Here is a 16,806-nt window from a genome sequence, read left to right on the forward strand (position 1 = left end):
TTTTTCCCTTCTTTTGTTTTTGGTTGGCGGAAAACGATAGGCACACTTACTTGATTAAAATAGAAAAATTGCAAAAAAATAGAGACGGTTGGAATTGATCCATTCCAAAAACCGTCTCTTTACCTGTGAGAAAACCCCTAGCTTCAACCCTCAAGGTTTTCTCTATTTTTTTCGATTCAGCTAAATTAAGTTCGCTTGCTGCGGCATCCTCCTCACCATGGCAGCTTTCAGCCCTGGTATTTCATCCCTGCTCAACCGTATCACACAAAAGTCCGGAGGGGATTTCCCGGCCTGCTCAATAAACCGGCCGTAATCCTCTTTTGAGATGTCTTTCCCTTCACAACAAAGCAAAAGTGCAAAAAGCCCCCTGGTTTTTTCTGCCCGCCACTCGAAGGGCAGGCCTCTCATCATCCACAAGTACTGCCTTGATCATCTTCTTATTCACTCTCCCTGCTGTTTACCGGAATACACCATGTAACCTCCGTTCCCTTACCCGGACTGCTATTGATCTGAAGTCCTTTTCCATAAAGCTTTCTCAGCCTGCTATCTATATTTAACAGACCGGCACCGCTTCCAAACCCATTTTGAAAAATATTGCCTACCTTTTCCTCTTCCATACCGACACCATTATCCTTAACCTTAAAATGCAAAGCCGTCTTATCCCTCTTAATCCCTATCTCAATACGCCCGCCTTCGTCTTTCGGCAGGATCCCGTGTATGACCGCATTTTCCACAATGGGTTGAAGGATGAGGATGGGAACCCTGTCCTCCAGATCATTGGGCAGGTCATAAGCTACCTCTATCCTTTCTTCAAAACGTGCCTGCTCAATCTCCAGATAGGCTCTGACAAGCTCCAGTTCATTTTTTAACGGTGCCAGCTGGCTTAAATCCTTGAAATCAAAGCTCCTCCTCAGGTAATTGCCAAACTCCGTGATCAGATTTCTTGCTTTATCCATGTCATATAATGAAATTGAGACAAAGGTATTTAAAGCGTTGTATAAAAAATGGGGTTTGATCTGGGCCTGTAAAAAGGCCAGTTCCGAAGCCCTGGCCTGATCCACCGATTGCTTGAGCCGGATCAGGGTCTTCACCCGGGCCAAAAGCTCATCCGTATCAAAAGGTTTGGCCAGGTAATCATTGGCTCCTGCTTCCATGCCCATCACAATGTCCTGTGTTGTTGTCCTGGCTGTCAGCATCAATATGGGCAGCTCGGAAACCGTGAAGTTTTTTCTGATTTCCCGGCAGATCTCATAACCCGACAGTCCCGGCAGCATCACGTCCAGAATGACCAGGGACACCTCGCCTGCCCCTCTAAATTCTTCCAAGAATTGTTCATTTGAAGTTACTGCCGTGATGGAATAGTTCTTCATTCTAAGAATGCCGGCAAGGGACATGAGGTTTGTCTGATTGTCATCTACCAGCATGATATGGGGTCCGTCAGACTGAAATCGGCAGGGAAACTCCTCCAGATGCTTTTCGCCGTATCCTGCAGCAGCTATTTCAGCTTCTGCCCTTTCATAGGACCAAGATTTTTCCTGGGCAGCTTCGGGGGCAACCGGCATAGAAAAATAGAATTTTGAGCCTTCTCCCATCTTTGATTCCACACGTACTTTTCCGCTATGGGCTTCCACCAGGTATTTGGTGATGGAAAGCCCCAGCCCTGTGCCTCCGCTGCTCCGGGTCAGGGAAGCTTCAAGCTGTTGAAACGATTCAAATATGATGTCAAGCTTGTCTTCCGGGATGCCTGTTCCCGTATCCGCAACGCAAACCTCAACCCTATCCCCTGCTTTGGCTGCCGATACCCTGATGTATCCGGCTTCGGTAAATTTTAGCGCATTGCCGATAAGATTGTACAGGATCTGAAGCAGCCTGTTTTCATCCGCATAGATATGGGGAAGATCCTTAGGGATGTCGAGCAACATTTGCACGCTTTCCGTCCCGTTTAACCTTCCAAGTACATTGATTACGCTTTCCGCAACCCGTTTTAAATTTACTGTCTGAAAATTCATTTGGAGATCGAGATTTTTAAGCTTTGCATAATCCAGAATATCATCGATCAGATTTGACAGTCGTTTCCCACTGCTTGTAATGAGAGCGAGAGCGGCTTTCTGATTTTGATTCACCGCCCCTTCCGTTCCCCTGGATACCACCTCTGCAATGTTTATCATGGCGTTGAGGGGGGTCCTCAGTTCATGGGATGTATTGGCAAGGAACTCGTCCTTCAGCTTGTCAAGCTTCATCAGCTTTTCCGACAGCATCTGCGCGTCCTTGAAGGCCTCTGAAAAGCGTCTTGCCAGAATAAAGGCATTCAGGAAAAGAAAGATCAGGAAACCAAAGGAGGAAAGCTCGCCGAAATAGGAGGATATGATGTTGTCGTGATAAAGCACGTCATGGATTCCCCCCAGGGTAACAATCAATGCTCCCGCCAATATCAGCGCAGAGTCTCTCTTGTTTTTCGCATAGGCCATGGCGACACAGACCACGGCATAGGCTGCCATGGCAAGCCCGATAAATTGTAAGGGATATAATAGGATGGTATAGATATGTATGGGAAAAACTAAAACAATCAGCAAAATGAAGGCAGCGTAGATAGCAAACAGTTTTTTTAGTTTCGGTGCAGTTTGCTCCGGAAAAAGCTCTCCCATCAGAAAGACCAGGGCAATGGGAGCCCAAGTCGTTACGACATAGTCTATGGCAACAATCACATGATAACCTGCCCAGGGCAATATTCTATTGATCACATAGTCCCCGTAAATAATGGTCATACTGATGGCAATCAGACAGAGCAGGGTAAAGTAGAGACTGCTCATGCCCTCCTTCCGCATGAAAAAAATGCAGAGATAGAAAATCGCCATAATTAGGAAAGCACCCACTAAAAACATATCCTTATAGCCGATGGTTTTGTCATACTTTCCCACATTTTCCGCAGAGCCCAGAAAAATAGGATTCCAGACACCGCCCCGGGCATAGGAAAAGTTTGCCACCTGAAGGATGATCTCAAAGTTCTGGGATGGGGGGATGAATTCAGCCAGCATCGGTCGGTATTCGGGCAGATATCCCTGCTTGTCCGCAGCTACCCTACCATTGGAAGCAATCAGCCTGTCGTTTATGTAGAGGTTGTAAGCGGCGGAAACAGTAGGCATTCTGATTGCTAGTGCTTGTCCTTCCTGGGCATTCTGGATCTTTAGCCTGTAGGTGGCATATCCAAAACCGGGGCAGCTTTTGCCGTTAATCTGGTAACCATTCCATACCTCGGGTACTTCAGCCAGCAAGTCAGGTTTGAGGTTACTGTGATGCAGGTTATGGTAGCTGAGGAGCTTTTGCCAATAAAACTCCCATTCACCGCTAAGGTTGATAAGTCCATTTTGCGTCGGTTTCCAGGCGGACAGGTCAAGGATGCCCTGATGGGGCGACGGCCTCTCAATGGGTTGATCCGTTGGTTTCAGCCATCCGGCCAAAAGGTAAAAAGCGGCTGCCAGCATCATGGCCGAAAGCAATATTTTTAATAAACTTTTCTTTTTTATCCACTGCATAGGTCTAACCTCTTGAATCAAACTCAAATGATATTGGGCGGGATGCCTTTTTTGATATCCTTCCGGTAAACCAGATTCACCAAAAAATAAAACAGGTGATCCAACGGCCTATTCAGGATATTCCGGTTCAGCAGGGTTCTTTTGATGATCGACTTGAAGCTAAAAACCTTGTTATATAAGTCCCAGTATGCATCCGTTAATTCCCGGGCAGACATTTTTGCCGGCACATGGACCGCCTCCGTGCCGTTGTATGAATAAATATTTCGATTGATAATTCTTCCTTCCTGCTCCATTTGAGAAAAGAAATCGGTGCCGGGGATGGGGGTGAGAATGTAAAACCTGGGCACCATGATTTTGTTTTCTTCAATAAACCCGGCCGTTTTGCCGATGCTCTCCAATGTGTCCCCATCGGCCCCTACCACCATCTCCGTGCTTACTTCAATTCCGGCCCGGCGGATTTTTCGGATCAGTCCGGCATACGAGGCGGGATCGGCCCAGGCTTTGTTCAGCTGATTCAGGCTTTCCCGGGTAATGCTTTCCAAACCGAAGCTGAGTGCCTGGCACCCGCTTTCCGCCAAAGCCTGGAGCAGGAGATCGTTTTTTGCCACCGTCAGGGCACATTGACTCAGCCAGGACATCTTTAATTTTTTGATTTCCCGGGCCAGCTCCAGCATATATTCTTCATCGGCAGCAATGTTGTCGTCCAGGAGGAGAAACTTTTTAAAGCCCAGGGAGCGCACGTGCTGAATATCCCGGATCACTTCCTCAATATTTCTCTTGAGATACTTTCCCCGGTAAAGACAAGAGACGGAACAGAAGGAACAGGCGTTGGGACAGCCCCGGCCTGCCTGGACGGGAAGAAAATCGCCGATTTTCTTGCCCCGCACCAGATCATACCGGGGCAGAGGCAATCCGTTCAGGGAAATAAGTTCCTTCTTGTAAAAGGGTTTTAACTGGCCCTGTGTCCAATCCTGCAGCAAGCCGGCCCATACCCCTTCCGCATCGCCGATTACTACCGCATCGCCGTATTTTTTCGCTTCCTCCGGCATCAGGCTGACCATATAGCCGCCCAGCGCCACGGTCTTGCCCCGCTTCTTAAACTCCTGAGCCAGGTCAAGGGTTCTCAGCACACCATGTCCCATACTGCTGATGCCGATCAGTCCGGCATCCGTATCCCAGGGAATATCCTCGATGGTTTCCATGATGATTTCTACTTCCCAATCTGCCGAGGTCAAAGCAGCCAATTGGGGCAAAGCAAGCCCTACAAAATAGAGCTTTTTTCTTTTGATAGGCCGGTGGTTTCTGTCATAAGGCGTGGGCTGGATCAGCAAAACTTTCTTTTTCATCCTGTTATCCCTTCAGCATCAGTCGAAGATAAATTACGAGAAACTTTCCGGATCCCTTGGCCACCCGGAAGAGAGTGCGCCAGCCGAACTTACGCACCAAATAAGAGGCATGATTCAGCATCAGGTTAACATAAAGATTCGTTATTAAGACCTCAAAATAGTACCGGCGCAGGCTGATTTTCTTGGGTAAAATGGATACGATGGAATAACTCCACCGGTGATACTCTTCTTTCGGGTAAATCACCCGGTCCCGGTACTTGTGATACAGGGAACTGCCCGGAAAGGGGGTCATGGGCGTTAAGGAAGAGATTTCCGGTCTCAAGCTTTTCAGGTATTTTCTCAATTCCTTAAAGTCATCCCCGCCCCAGTCCGGGTGGAGAATAAAGGAAGCCCAGCAGTCAATGCCGTATTCTTTGAGAATTCCCGCCGCCGTGAGATTGGTTTCCCGGGTGGCTTTTTTATGATAACCGGCCAGTTCCTCATTGCTGAAGGACTCGTATCCCACCAGCACTGCCCTTAACCCGTTGTCTCTCAGTCTTTTCATGGTGGGGCCGTTGGCGAGGATACTGCGGACGCTGCCGTAGCAGATGAAATTCTTTTTGATTCCCCGGGCCTCCAAGAGGTCGCAGAATTTTTCCAGCCGGTCCCGGTTGTACAGGAAATCATTATCAAAAATCATGATGCTGGATTCCTTGATCTCCTCAATTTGCGCCATGATTGCTTCCAAAGGCTCGTCCTTTTCCCGGTTCCCTTCAATAACCCAGCGCATGCAGAAATGGCACATGGAGCTGCATCCCCGGGAGGTCTGCATAAGGGCCGCCGGTTTGAAGCCAAAGTAACTGTAATGGCTACGGTATTTTTCCGTGGCAGTCCGGTCGGGCCGGATATAGGCATTGATGCCGGGAACCCCGGTGCCCTGAAAATGGTGCGTCCTGCTCCGGATGCCGTCCAGCAAAGGAACCTTTTCTCCTCTTTCCAGGCAGGCAAAAAGATGTCCCAGATTTTCTGCCGTGGTATATTCCACCACATGATCCATGTCCGGGCAAAAGAAGCTTTCCGGGGCTACCAGGGCCTGGGTGCCCCCCACCAAAGTGATCACCCTTTCCTGAAAGCCCTTCGCCCGGGCGGCTAATTCCAGCACGCCGGGAACGTCAATGCACAAAGAGGTGAACCCGACGGCATCCGGTTTCCACCGGCCGCATTCCGTGAGAAAATCTTCTGCCCCCGCCATTAAATCCAGTATCCTCACCTCATGATCGTCTTTTAGCAGCGTAAAGACGCATTCCAGTCCGATCGGTTCGGAAAACATGAATTCACCGAGGGTGATCGCCTGCTTTCTTCTCCCCGGTCTCACCAATAAGATGCGCATGGTCCCTCCCTCTATGCTTCTATCCCCGCATGATTTTTTTCACATACTGCCAGGTAATTCGTAAAACGCCCGGGAAAAGTTTTAGATTGGGGTAAAACCCGTATTTCAAATTTTGGCCTACCGCTCCCCCATTGAGGGTGATAAGAAAGTATACCTTCAGGATATTAAAATAATAGCGTCTGGGGGAGATCCTGGACGGCTTGAGCACCAGATTGGCCAAATCCCACTGCTCACAGCGCGCCCTGGGCACCAGCCATTGATCCCGGTATTGGGCGTATAAGTCGGTGCCGGGCAAAGGGGTTAGGGGCTGCAGATTGATAAAACGAAGCCTTTGTTTTTTCAGCCACTGGTAAAGCCGGCGAAAGTCCCGGTCATCCCAGTCCAGGCCCAAAATCAGCGTGGCATAACAGTCAATGCCATATTGAGCCAGCACCTTAATCGCCCTTTCGTGCACCTCCACGCCGCTTTTCTTATCGTACTGCTTCAGTTCCTCAGGGTTAGGGGATTCCACCCCTACGATCACGGCTCTCAAGCCCAGTTGGGCAAACCGGGCCATCAGCTTTTCGTTACCGGCGATAAAATCGGCCCGGCCGTAAATGAGAAACCGTTTTTGGATCTGGTGCTGCTCCAGCAGGTCGCAGAAACGGTTCACCCGGTCCCGGTCCACTAAAAAGTTGTCGTCCACAATATAAATTTCCGGTTCGGCAATCTCTTTCACTTCTTCGATCACACCGTCCAAATCCCGGGTGAAATAATTTCCCCTGGTAATTTGACGGCAAAAGCAAAAGGTGCAGGAAAAAGGGCATCCGTAAGAGGTTTTCAGGAGGGCACAGGGCCGGTGATAAATATAATAATAGCGGTGCCGGTATGGAGCGGTGATGCGGCGATCGGGGAAAAAAGCGGGGATCTCCGCATCTCCCTTGATAATCTTCTCTTCTCCCAGGGCCGGTGTATTTTCTGCTCCCTGATCCATCAAGCGGCGGAAAGCGGCCGCCCCGCCTCCGGAGAGGATCCAGTCAATGTGGGGGTCCAAAAAATCCTCCGGAACCACATCGGCATGGACTCCCCCGACAATCACGCGGATATGGGGGTCCGTATCCTTAATGATCCGGGCATAGTCCTTGACCACACCGATATGGGAAATATAAGCGGTCAGCCCCACTACCTGAGGCCGGTACTTCTGAATAAAAAATTGTAGCGGTTTTTTTTCCAAAATCATATCCACCAGATCCACCTGGTGGCTGTCCCGGACCGCCGCGGCCAGATATTCCAGTTCCAGAGGCTCGCAGACCATGATGCTCTGCAAACCGATGGTATCCCGGTGGGGCCTCGGTCTAATGAGAAGAATTTTCATGGTTCCTGCGCCGCCTTCCCATACTGAGAATAATATTGGGCATAAAAAAACCGGTGGGCACCCTTTTTTGCCCCCAAAGGCAAAGGCCTGCCTGCTCCAGCATTTTTGCCGTCTCCGGGGCAGAGGGGTAAAAGGCCCTGCCCGTAGTCAGCTTCACCAGGCTTAAGGCAAATTTATCATAGCCGGTGTTTGCGGAAGCCTGTACGAGCAAAAGAGCTCCCTCCGGTTTGACCACCCGGGCCAATTCTCTTAAAGCAGCCATTTGATCCTGATAATAGGGAAAAGAGTGGCAGCAGGTGACGATATCGAAGCGGCCGTCAGGGAAAGGCAGGTTGTGCACATCACCGGCTAAAAACACGGCCCCGGGAATCTTTTTTCCCTCCGCCTCTTCGATCATTTTCCCGGCAGCATCCAGTCCGGTGATCTGAAGGGCAAACCCAGGAAAGGCGCAGGCCAGTTCTTCTGCCAGCTGTCCCGTACCGCAGCCGGCATCAAGGATGTGCACCGGTTCACGGCCGGCAGTTCCCAGCAATTTTCCTATTTCGCCGATCACCAGTTCCCTGGTTGGTCCTAAAGAGGTTCGCTGCACCCAGAGATTTTCGTACCGGACCGCCCAAAAGTCCCAGATATTTTTTGATTTCATGATCATCCCGCCCTATCCATACACTTATGATTTAAAAACTTTAAAATGGTGCCGGGGCGGCTGATAGCCCAGGAAGCCGATGCACCGGTTGGCCAGGGTATCGAGGAACCGGTTGGAATGAGCCAGGTACAGCTTCCTCTGCTTCATCAGGCATCCCAGCCGCATTTTTGTTTCCTCGGCGGTCTGGCCGAAATCTATGCTTTTGAAGCCTTGATGGATCCCGTAATGAACAATTTGCAGTAAAAGATTAAGGTACGTGTCAAACTTGGGACTAAGCTTATAGTCAAACCCGGTGAAAAGAAAAACCAGCTGGTCCCCATTTTCAATTAACAGCACAAAACCCAGCACCTGTCCCCCATGACTGGCCCTCAGCACTTTGGCGGGCAGAGGCAGGCCCCGGAAAAAATCCAGGCCCAGCTTTTCCAGCTTGTATGGGGACCTGTGATACACCCCTTCGTACTGCCGGTACATTTCCTGATCAAAATTCTCCGGGTTCACACAATCAATCTTCACTTCCGCCCATTTGGACCGGGCTTTTTTAAAACGGTACCGGTAGTGGCTGCGCATAGCGTCTAAGTATGCTTCAAAGCTGGTCCAGTCCAGGTCCAGGACACAGGTGGGCAGGGTTTCGCCCCTGGTTCCCGGCAGGGATGTTTCCCCGTTCAAAATCAGCTTGGCTCCCCTGATCCTCCTGATATCCAGCCAGAGCTGCTCCTCAAAACCGGGGTGCGCGGCAAAACCCTGTTTGGATAAAGAGCAGGGAATTCCCACCGTCCAGACCGGGAATTTCAGGCACAGGGAACTAAAGGTAAAAACATCCAGCTTGAGCCGGTAAAGCACATAAATTCCTTTCAGGCTGCCCTGGTGAAACAAAAGCCGGTAGCGCTGCCGGCATCGGTTTACCTGTTCCAGATGGCCTAAAAATTTTTTCCGCAAAAAAATATTGTTTCCCGCCAACCGGTCCCACTCATCCGGGATTTCTTCCACCCGGTCATACTCTTCCCAGCTCAGAGCGGCATCTCGAAGGCCTTGTACTTTTTGTATTCCTGGCACCCGTTCCCCTCCCAGTGCAAACCCAATCCCTTGGATTTGGTATTGTTTTCTTCCACCCAGCCGGCCTCGCAGTACCGGTACCTGCCCCGCACCAGGCGATATAGCTGGTCAAAGAGGCCGATCACCACGCCGGTGCCCTGGCATTCGGGCCTGACGCCGATTTCCGCGATCTTGATCCGATCCATCCTCCTGGGAAAACCCATTTTGCTCTTGAGCAGCGTGGCTAAACCGATCTCCCGGCCGGGGGCAATCAATTGATTAAAGTCCGGATACCAAAGCATAAATCCGATGGGGACGCCGTCTTTTTCCGCCAGGATCAGGTTTTCTCCCCGGATCAACCAGCGGAAGGGGTAAAAAAGTTCATAATCCTCTTCGTAGGTACGGTCCGCCCACCACAAGTGGTTCTGAAAGCAGGCGTTATTTAAATCGGTGTAAATCTTGATTTCCCCCGGAAGGTTGCGGAAATCGGCCCGGCGGAAAGTATATCCCTTTTTGCCCAGGCGGGCCAAAATTCCCCTTTCTTGGGCCAGGTGAAACTGTTCGATATCCGCCAGAAAGGAGGTAAACCGGTATTCCGTCCACCCTTTAAAATAGTCCAGATAGTATGCATGGGTGTATGGCAAGCCAAAACATGGGGCCACATCAAAGTGGGAAGCAAGAAAGCCCACCCCATAATTCAAATGGGCGTCCAACCCCACAACCATCCTTTTACACTCTTTTGCTGCCGCCAGGATTTTCCCCCGGGCCATCATCAATTCCACGGCATCCTGGGCCCCCCGCTCCGCTTCAAAGAAAGAAATCATCAGGATATCTTTCATTTTATAGTTTAAAACGTAGGCGGCCCGAAGCACAATCCTCCCCTGATCCAGAATAAAAAAGGGATGGATCTCTCCATTTTTCAGATAGGCCGTTTTATGATCCAGGAACATCTTCACAATATCGGACATGGAGTCGCGAAAGTAGGGATTTCCCCGGTACACAGCAGTGCCAAAACGAACAAAGTCCTTTGCCTCTTCTTTGGTTGTAATATATTTAAGTTCCATAAACCACCTGTACGCTCCGTTTTTTCTTTTTCCTCCGGCTAACTGGGTCCAACCTTTGCATTTCCCCTGCCCATAAAGCTTAATTTTTGTCGCAAACCTTTGATGAAGGCCCTCCCCAAGTGCAAAAGCCACTTCCCCTGGTTCATCCGGAGAACCTGTACATAAAACCGGTAAAATTCAAAATAGAAGCGCCCTTTTCTCATGTTTCCCGGGGCCGCCACCAGGTGCAGGAAGTCCCATTGCCTGGGGTCATCGGTGATCAGCCGGTCCTTAAATTTTTCGTATTGGGCGGTCCCCGGCAGGGGAGTAAGGATAGCGGCTGTGGCCAGGGCCAGCCGGTGCTTTTTCACATAGCGGGCCAAAATATCGAAATCCTTTTTTGTGGCATCAATATCCAGGATAAATAAACCGGTACACCCAATGCCGTGTTTCTTCAGGATATCCAGGCATTTTTCATTGACGGCGCAGGAGGTCTGCTTATGATATTCCCCTAAGCGGTCGTCATCAAAGGCCTCCAGCCCCACCAGCACCATCTTTAGTCCGATATTTTTGAGCAGAACGATCAGTTCTTCATTTTCCGCAATAAAATCCGCCCGGTAGTAGACGATAAAATTCTTTTGGATCCCCCGTTCCTTGATCAGCCGGGCAAAGCCCCGGATCCGCCCGGGATCTAAATAAAAGATATCGTCCAAAATCCAGATATAATCGCAATCGATTGCGGCAATTTCTTCTACCGTCTTTTCCAGGTCCCGGCAAACATATTTACCGCCGTTCAGGAGGCAGCAGTAGCAGAAATTGCACCTGCCGGGACAGCTGTAGGCGGTTTTTACCGTGGCGCAGGGGCCCAGGCCCGCATAATGAAAATGATCCTGGTGGGCATAGAAAAAAGACCGGTCCGGAATAGGGATCTCATCAGGATCCATCTGTATTTTCTCATGAAACACCCATGTTTCATCATCTTGGCGAAAACAAATTCCCCCGATCCCCTGGGGAGACAGATCTTCCCGCCCGATCAGTTTTTGAAAGGGCTTGATCCCTCCGGAATGGACGATAAAATCCACTGCGGGGCCGTAAAAATCCCGGTAATTCAGTTCCGCATGGACACCTCCGATGATCACTTTCACGCCCGGAATCACTTTTTTGGCGGTTTCCGCATAACGGCATATGGAATTTTTCTGCGTGATATAACCGGTGATCGCCACCAGATCAGGCCTAAATTTTTGCAACACCGGAACATAAGGTTCCTCTTGGACCACCCCGTCCCAAATCCGGCATTGATGACCGGCTTGGGCGGCTACGGTAGACAGAATTTCCAGTTCCAGGGGCTCTACCGTGACGATGTCCATGTGGGAGAAAATACTTTCATAACCCGGCCGCACCAGCAATATTCGCATCATCCTGTTCCCCCGTCTTATTTCCCGGCCCAAAAAGATCTTTTTATCTCTTATCTAGATTCTATTCGACTCTTTTCTTTAATTCCCTGTCAAAAATAAAATCCCTTCCCCAGGGAATAAACTGGAAAAGGGAAACATGGTCTGATTTGGCGTTACCTTTCCTTATTCATAATATCCAAATTCCTCCACGCTTTGAAAAAAAGCCTGCACATTTTCGTGCTTTGCCGATAAGGGGACGGTGCAACCGGAGCCCAGAATGAAGCCCCCCTGCCGCCCTACCTCTTTCATTAATTTCCGGCAATAGCTTTTCACCCGTACCGGAGACCCCAAAACAAACAAATGGGGGCTGACATCGCCCAGAAGGCACGAATGCCCGGACAGGACCCGGCCCGCGGCAAAAATATCCGTATCGCCGTCTAATTCCACAATTATTTTTCCCGGAGGCAGCTCCAACAGGTAAGGAATATTTTCGCTCCAATCGCTGTCCAAATGCAAAACCGGCACAATTTCCGCCTGGATTAAGGCCAGAATCAGTTGTTTTACATAAGGCCAGGAAAAGCGGTCAAAAAACTTGCGGGAGAGAAACTGCCCGCAGACCCTGGGCAGTCCGATAAAGGTGCGGAAAATCCCGGAATCCCGGGCATCCTGAATTCCTTCCCGGATCACGCTCTCCGTAGTTTTTTCCAGTACTTTTTCTAAAAGGTCCGGCACCTGAAACATATCCCGGACAAACTGTTCAAAAGACCGCATTAAGGAGATCACGACCGGGGCAGCTAAGACGTACCCCCCATATAAAAAAGCCTGCCCTCTTTTCCGGGAGTCGGCAATTTCCCTTTTGATCAAATCACTCCTGTGGCGAAGCGCCGCAGCGATGTTTTCCTCGCTGCACCCATGAATGCGCTGTAAATACCGGTGATAAAAATAATCATACCCGGCCTCGAGGATCACATGGTAATCCTGCCGGGATACGGCTTCATATTCAAGGGATTGGAATTCCCGATCCGCCGGTATATCGATGCCGGGCATTTTGGTTTTGATAAATAGGATGCTATTCTGGTAAGGGCCGTAAAACTGGGAATAGAGAGAACGGCGAATATCCCACTGGGGATATTGTTGGGACAAAAAAGCCAAGGATTGTTCCGCTTTTTCATAGTCAAACATATATTCGTAATTGGAAAACCCGGCATATCTCCCGGCATAACTTTCCATGAGGGGAGCACAGGGAATCCGGTCCGGCTGCTTCAAGCGGATCACGGTCTGCAATCTCTCTTCGGAGGTCATCATCTGATTTCTTTCACCCCAAACTAACCGCCTGGCCGGGCGGCACAATTGGGAATCGTCATCCCACTGGCCCATCGCCACCATATTCATCCTGCAGCTCACTGGCAGTGAAAAGCAGCTTGTCCCGCTCCCGTGATCAGGAAATCGCATAAGTCCACGCCGTCCGCACAGTCTTTGGCCCAATAGTCGGCTCCCACATATTCTTTAATATCGTCATTGACCAGTCCGCCGATGATAATTTTGATCCTGTCTCTTAAGCCGGCGGCTTCTACCGCCATCACGGTCCTTTTCATGGCATCGTAGGATGACGTGAGCAATCCGGACAAACCAAGAATCTTAGCCTGGGTATCTTTTAAGGCAGCGACAAAAGTCTCCGGTTTCACATCCACGCCCAGGTCACAAACGTTGATCCCCATGGAGCGCAACAACCCCGCGGTGACATTTTTGCCGATATCATGAATATCCTCTTCTACCGTGCCGATGACGATGTGAGCCATCCTGCCGTTTCCCGGGTCAGGAAGGGGCACCAGGGAGAGCACATGCTTGAAAATCAGGGCCGCCATGATCAGGTCCGCAATGTAATAGGACCCATGCTGGTACATTTCCCCGACTTTATCCATTCCTTTTCTTACTTCCTCAATCAAGATCACCGGACTAATTCCTTCTTTCAGGCCCAACTCAAAGAGCCGGACCACTTTATCTTCGTCCAGCTTTTGCACCGCCGTCACCAACATCCTCTGAATTCCCTCCAAAGGTTTCCCCTCCCCCTGACAAAACTTGTACCAAAAGGAACCGGGATCATGGAAAAGATTAGAATTTGTGCAGCACTTGATTCCTTTGATATTGACTGGAAATCGCCTCCAGCCTAAAATAATCGCAATGGCAAAAAGTCTTGCCCCAACCAATTACCTTATGATCCGCTGAATATAATTTTTGTTCCACCACCAGCAAGGGGCTGGATGGTTCCACGCCTAATTTTTGGGCGCACTCCTGGTTCGCGGCGGCGGCAGAAATGGAAACTTCATTTTTCACCGAGAACAGTTCCCCGTGCTTTGCCACCATCTCCGGGAAAGGCACATTTTGAATTTCTCGCTCCACCACCGGCTTTCCTTTTTCATAAGGAAGATATTTCACATCATAAGCGGAAGGATTTCCTTCGGTATACAACAATCGTTTCACCACCACGGTTTTTCCGCCGGGAAGCAGGTTCAGGTGCTGCCTGATCTCCGGGGTGGGATCTTCCATGTTTACCTCCAGCAGTTTTACCCCTCCGGGAGCTCCCCCGGTAATCTCCATCTCATTAAAACGCACGGTGAAAATATCATAACGGGGCCAATCCACATAATTCCCTTTGCCCGGGACAGTTTTCAGGTACCCGGCATCGGAAAGCAGAGTCAGCCCCTGCCGTACGGTCATTTTGCTCGCGCCGTACTCTGCAGACAGCTGTGTTTCCGAGGGAATCAGGTCACCGGGTTTAAATTCCCCGTTTTTAATTTTATTGGACAATCCATAAGCGATTTGGTAATACAAAGGTCTCACAATATTCACCGCCAAAAATATTTTAGCTGATCATTCTTTTCGATACGCTGGATAAAATTCCTGCAAAAATTGTCTTTTTTGTTCATGGTTTCACTCCTATCCTTTTTACATCAAGTCCAGGGCCAAAACGGCCCTGGACCTAAACAACAACATTTATCCGGCACAAATATTTTTGCCCGGGCTTTTACTTTTTGCTGACCCCGAAAACCTGGTCTGCCACGGTAACCGCTTCATCGGCGGATTTACCGAAATAGTCCGCCCCGCAAAACTCCAGCACCTTCTCATCCACATAGTTGCCGCCGATGAGAACTTTTACGTCGGTCAGCCCGGCGGCTTTTACAGCACTGATGGTTTCTTTCATGGCATCCTGGCACCCGGTGAGCAGCACGCTTAAGCCCAGCAAGCCGGGTTTGTGCTCCTGGACCGCCTGAACCACCTTTGCTTCCGGAACATCCACGCCCAAATCGATCACATGATAACCGGATCCTTTCAGCAGCATTACCACAATATTTTTCCCTAAATCATGAATATCGCCCCGCACCGTACCGATCACCACCGTGCCTTTTGTTTCCTGGGTGACCCCGGCCAGCTTCGGTTCGATGATCGCCATGGCTTCCTTCATGATTTCCCCGCTCATAATCAGTTCGCTCAAGAAGTATTCACCCCGGGAAAATTTTTCTCCAATCATCACCATCCCCTTCTGGAGCTTTTCGACTAGTTCCAGAGGATTGATTCCTTCCCGGAGCGCATCGTTGATGATGCCGGTTACTTTCTCCCCTTGCAATTCCACTAATCCATTGGTCAGTTCCTCTATATTCATTGCCATCCTTTCGTCCCCCTTTAATTAACATCTGAAAACAACCGGTCAACTCCTGCATCTTAACGCTGCACCCACCACCAGAGGTAGACGTAGGCAAAGGCCTCCAGCTTTTCCCACTCACTTTTGATGATCTCCTCCTTGCCCATGATGGTCCCCATTTTTTTCACCTGTTCATCCCAGGGGATACAAACTCCGGGTATGCCCGGATATGTTTTTTTATCAGCGGTTTCCGTCATACAGCCTGCCTCCTTTCTTAATAAACCCCATATTCCCGGGTGGTCTCAATGAGGGCCCGGATGTTTTCTTCCTTCGCATCCCATTGAATGACGCCGCCGGCATCCATGATAAAGCCGCCGTCTCCGGCCAGCTCATCAATGAGCTTCTTGCAATAATCACGTACCTCACTGGGTTTGCCGTAGGCCAGCAGGGTGTTGGGCACATTTCCGCTCAAGCAGAACTTTCCGCCTAAAATTTTCTTGGCCTGGTACATGTCGGTCATATCGATGTGGAATACAATACTTTTTTCCGGCAGCTCGGCAAATCGTTCCAGGTAAGGAGTCCAGTTCCCCTCCGCATAGAAGAGGGTTCTCTTCCCGTAAGACCATAAAGTTTCAATCACCTTTTTCAGCGTAGGCCAGTAGAATGTATCCCACTGTTTGGGATTCAGGAAAGGAAAGCTGCCCCGGTGCAAGGGCATAAACAGCGGGAATTGGGTATCGCCGGCAGCGGTGGCCATGCCGTAATAAACATTATGTGCTACTAACACATCCAGGGCCGCTAAAAGCTTTTCCGGGCACTTGTGCATATCCATCATGATGCCGTGAAGGCCCCGCAGGGTATCCCCCAGGGTATCGAAAGGCGCCTTGCTCATGCCGCCTATCGCCGGAGGTGTAGCATATTCCTTGACCCAAACGGACCCGGCCTGGGCGTTTTGACCCAGCATGGTGGCAAATGCGAAGGCGCCTTTGATCAAAGCAAGATTGGCTTCAAAGGATCCCGGCACGGCAAATTCCTGGTGCAGACGGGGAAGAAATGTATTTAAGATCCATTGGGTCGGATTGGCAATAAATTCGTCATAGTCTTCTGCTTTCATATATTGATCTTCCAGGAATTGGAACTGTTTATTTTCCTCCAGTTCTTTTCCGGCAAATTTCAGGTATTTGGCCCCGGTGGCATCGTGCAGGGATGCCCACCACAAACTGGGCGCCGTGACCTGGGCGTCCAGATCAAAATCCTCCAATACCTTGTTCACAGAAGCGTAGTTTTTGTCAAGCTGGTAATATACTTCTTGAAGCGTATAGCCTGCATACTTGGCTTGAAATTCTGAAAGAAATAATCGGATGGGTACTTTATCAGGTTTTCCCAACTCCATGGCGGTAATATAACGGTTTAATTTCTCCTGATAAATCTTTTCTTTGTCTTCCATGTTCC

15 protein-coding genes are annotated in these 16,806 nt (G+C 49.8%); all 15 read right to left on the reverse strand.

Annotation, left to right across the window (positions count from 1 at the left end; all coding sequences use genetic code 11):
* Nucleotides 1–180 precede the first annotated feature (180 nt).
* Nucleotides 181–411 carry a hypothetical protein gene (locus tag DCMF_RS09835; RefSeq protein WP_148134277.1) on the reverse strand — a complete coding sequence of 77 codons (231 nt, stop codon included), beginning with the start codon at nt 409–411 and terminating at the stop codon, nt 181–183.
* 26 nt (nt 412–437) lie between these two features.
* Nucleotides 438–3,533, reverse strand: a complete 3,096-nt coding sequence (locus DCMF_RS30220; protein ID WP_148134278.1) for an ATP-binding protein — start codon at nt 3,531–3,533, stop codon at nt 438–440.
* A 23-nt stretch (nt 3,534–3,556) separates the two neighbouring features.
* Nucleotides 3,557–4,879, reverse strand: a complete 1,323-nt coding sequence (locus DCMF_RS09845) for a B12-binding domain-containing radical SAM protein (protein WP_148134279.1) — start codon at nt 4,877–4,879, stop codon at nt 3,557–3,559.
* A gap of 4 nt (nt 4,880–4,883) precedes the next feature.
* Nucleotides 4,884–6,248 carry a B12-binding domain-containing radical SAM protein gene (locus DCMF_RS09850; protein WP_148134280.1) on the reverse strand — a complete coding sequence of 455 codons (1,365 nt, stop codon included), beginning with the start codon at nt 6,246–6,248 and terminating at the stop codon, nt 4,884–4,886.
* Between the two features lie 19 nt (nt 6,249–6,267).
* Nucleotides 6,268–7,602 carry a B12-binding domain-containing radical SAM protein gene (locus DCMF_RS09855; RefSeq protein WP_148134281.1) on the reverse strand — a complete coding sequence of 445 codons (1,335 nt, stop codon included), beginning with the start codon at nt 7,600–7,602 and terminating at the stop codon, nt 6,268–6,270.
* Nucleotides 7,583–8,245: a class I SAM-dependent methyltransferase gene (locus tag DCMF_RS09860; protein WP_214659229.1), complete on the reverse strand. Its 663-nt coding sequence runs from the start codon at nt 8,243–8,245 to the stop codon at nt 7,583–7,585. The genes DCMF_RS09855 and DCMF_RS09860 overlap by 20 nt, the downstream gene beginning before the upstream one ends.
* 24 nt (nt 8,246–8,269) lie before the next feature.
* Nucleotides 8,270–9,298, reverse strand: a complete 1,029-nt coding sequence (locus tag DCMF_RS09865; RefSeq protein WP_148134283.1) for a GNAT family N-acetyltransferase — start codon at nt 9,296–9,298, stop codon at nt 8,270–8,272.
* Complete coding sequence (locus DCMF_RS09870; RefSeq protein WP_148134284.1) at nt 9,253–10,341, reverse strand: GNAT family N-acetyltransferase; 1,089 nt, start codon at nt 10,339–10,341, stop codon at nt 9,253–9,255. The genes DCMF_RS09865 and DCMF_RS09870 overlap by 46 nt, the downstream gene beginning before the upstream one ends.
* A gap of 38 nt (nt 10,342–10,379) precedes the next feature.
* Nucleotides 10,380–11,738: a B12-binding domain-containing radical SAM protein gene (locus DCMF_RS09875; RefSeq protein WP_148134285.1), complete on the reverse strand. Its 1,359-nt coding sequence runs from the start codon at nt 11,736–11,738 to the stop codon at nt 10,380–10,382.
* Between the two features lie 159 nt (nt 11,739–11,897).
* Nucleotides 11,898–13,106, reverse strand: a complete 1,209-nt coding sequence (locus tag DCMF_RS09880) for a uroporphyrinogen decarboxylase family protein (protein ID WP_214659230.1) — start codon at nt 13,104–13,106, stop codon at nt 11,898–11,900.
* Nucleotides 13,107–13,114: 8 nt separating this feature from the next.
* The gene (locus tag DCMF_RS09885) at nt 13,115–13,768 is read right to left on the reverse strand and encodes a cobalamin B12-binding domain-containing protein (protein ID WP_214659231.1); all 654 of its coding nucleotides are present in this window, start codon (nt 13,766–13,768) and stop codon (nt 13,115–13,117) included.
* A gap of 58 nt (nt 13,769–13,826) precedes the next feature.
* Nucleotides 13,827–14,555, reverse strand: coding sequence for a GntR family transcriptional regulator (locus DCMF_RS09890; protein WP_214659232.1), 729 nt, complete (start codon nt 14,553–14,555; stop codon nt 13,827–13,829).
* 184 nt (nt 14,556–14,739) lie between these two features.
* On the reverse strand, nt 14,740–15,381 hold the full coding sequence (locus tag DCMF_RS09895) for a cobalamin B12-binding domain-containing protein (protein ID WP_236860232.1): 642 nt from the start codon (nt 15,379–15,381) through the stop codon (nt 14,740–14,742).
* 53 nt (nt 15,382–15,434) lie between these two features.
* Nucleotides 15,435–15,611: a hypothetical protein gene (locus tag DCMF_RS29160; protein WP_214659233.1), complete on the reverse strand. Its 177-nt coding sequence runs from the start codon at nt 15,609–15,611 to the stop codon at nt 15,435–15,437.
* A gap of 17 nt (nt 15,612–15,628) precedes the next feature.
* Nucleotides 15,629–16,801, reverse strand: a complete 1,173-nt coding sequence (locus DCMF_RS09900; protein ID WP_148134288.1) for a uroporphyrinogen decarboxylase family protein — start codon at nt 16,799–16,801, stop codon at nt 15,629–15,631.
* Between the last annotated feature and the right edge of the window lie 5 nt (nt 16,802–16,806).

The organism is Candidatus Formimonas warabiya, from assembly GCF_002777255.1.
GTDB classification, from domain to species: domain Bacteria; phylum Bacillota; class Dehalobacteriia; order Dehalobacteriales; family Dehalobacteriaceae; genus Formimonas; species Formimonas warabiya.

Bases quoted from the DNA above. Each gene is read 5' to 3' on its own strand.
- DCMF_RS09835 (WP_148134277.1), bottom strand. From the start codon at position 411: ATGATGAGAGGCCTGCCCTTCGAGTGGCGGGCAGAAAAAACCAGGGGG.
- DCMF_RS30220 (WP_148134278.1), bottom strand. From the start codon at position 3,533: ATGCAGTGGATAAAAAAGAAAAGTTTATTAAAAATATTGCTTTCGGCC.
- DCMF_RS09845 (WP_148134279.1), bottom strand. From the start codon at position 4,879: ATGAAAAAGAAAGTTTTGCTGATCCAGCCCACGCCTTATGACAGAAAC.
- DCMF_RS09850 (WP_148134280.1), bottom strand. From the start codon at position 6,248: ATGCGCATCTTATTGGTGAGACCGGGGAGAAGAAAGCAGGCGATCACC.
- DCMF_RS09855 (WP_148134281.1), bottom strand. From the start codon at position 7,602: ATGAAAATTCTTCTCATTAGACCGAGGCCCCACCGGGATACCATCGGT.
- DCMF_RS09860 (WP_214659229.1), bottom strand. From the start codon at position 8,245: ATGAAATCAAAAAATATCTGGGACTTTTGGGCGGTCCGGTACGAAAAT.
- DCMF_RS09870 (WP_148134284.1), bottom strand. From the start codon at position 10,341: ATGGAACTTAAATATATTACAACCAAAGAAGAGGCAAAGGACTTTGTT.
- DCMF_RS09875 (WP_148134285.1), bottom strand. From the start codon at position 11,738: ATGATGCGAATATTGCTGGTGCGGCCGGGTTATGAAAGTATTTTCTCC.
- DCMF_RS09880 (WP_214659230.1), bottom strand. From the start codon at position 13,106: ATGAATATGGTGGCGATGGGCCAGTGGGATGACGATTCCCAATTGTGC.
- DCMF_RS09895 (WP_236860232.1), bottom strand. From the start codon at position 15,381: ATGGCAATGAATATAGAGGAACTGACCAATGGATTAGTGGAATTGCAA.
- DCMF_RS29160 (WP_214659233.1), bottom strand. From the start codon at position 15,611: ATGACGGAAACCGCTGATAAAAAAACATATCCGGGCATACCCGGAGTT.
- DCMF_RS09900 (WP_148134288.1), bottom strand. From the start codon at position 16,801: ATGGAAGACAAAGAAAAGATTTATCAGGAGAAATTAAACCGTTATATT.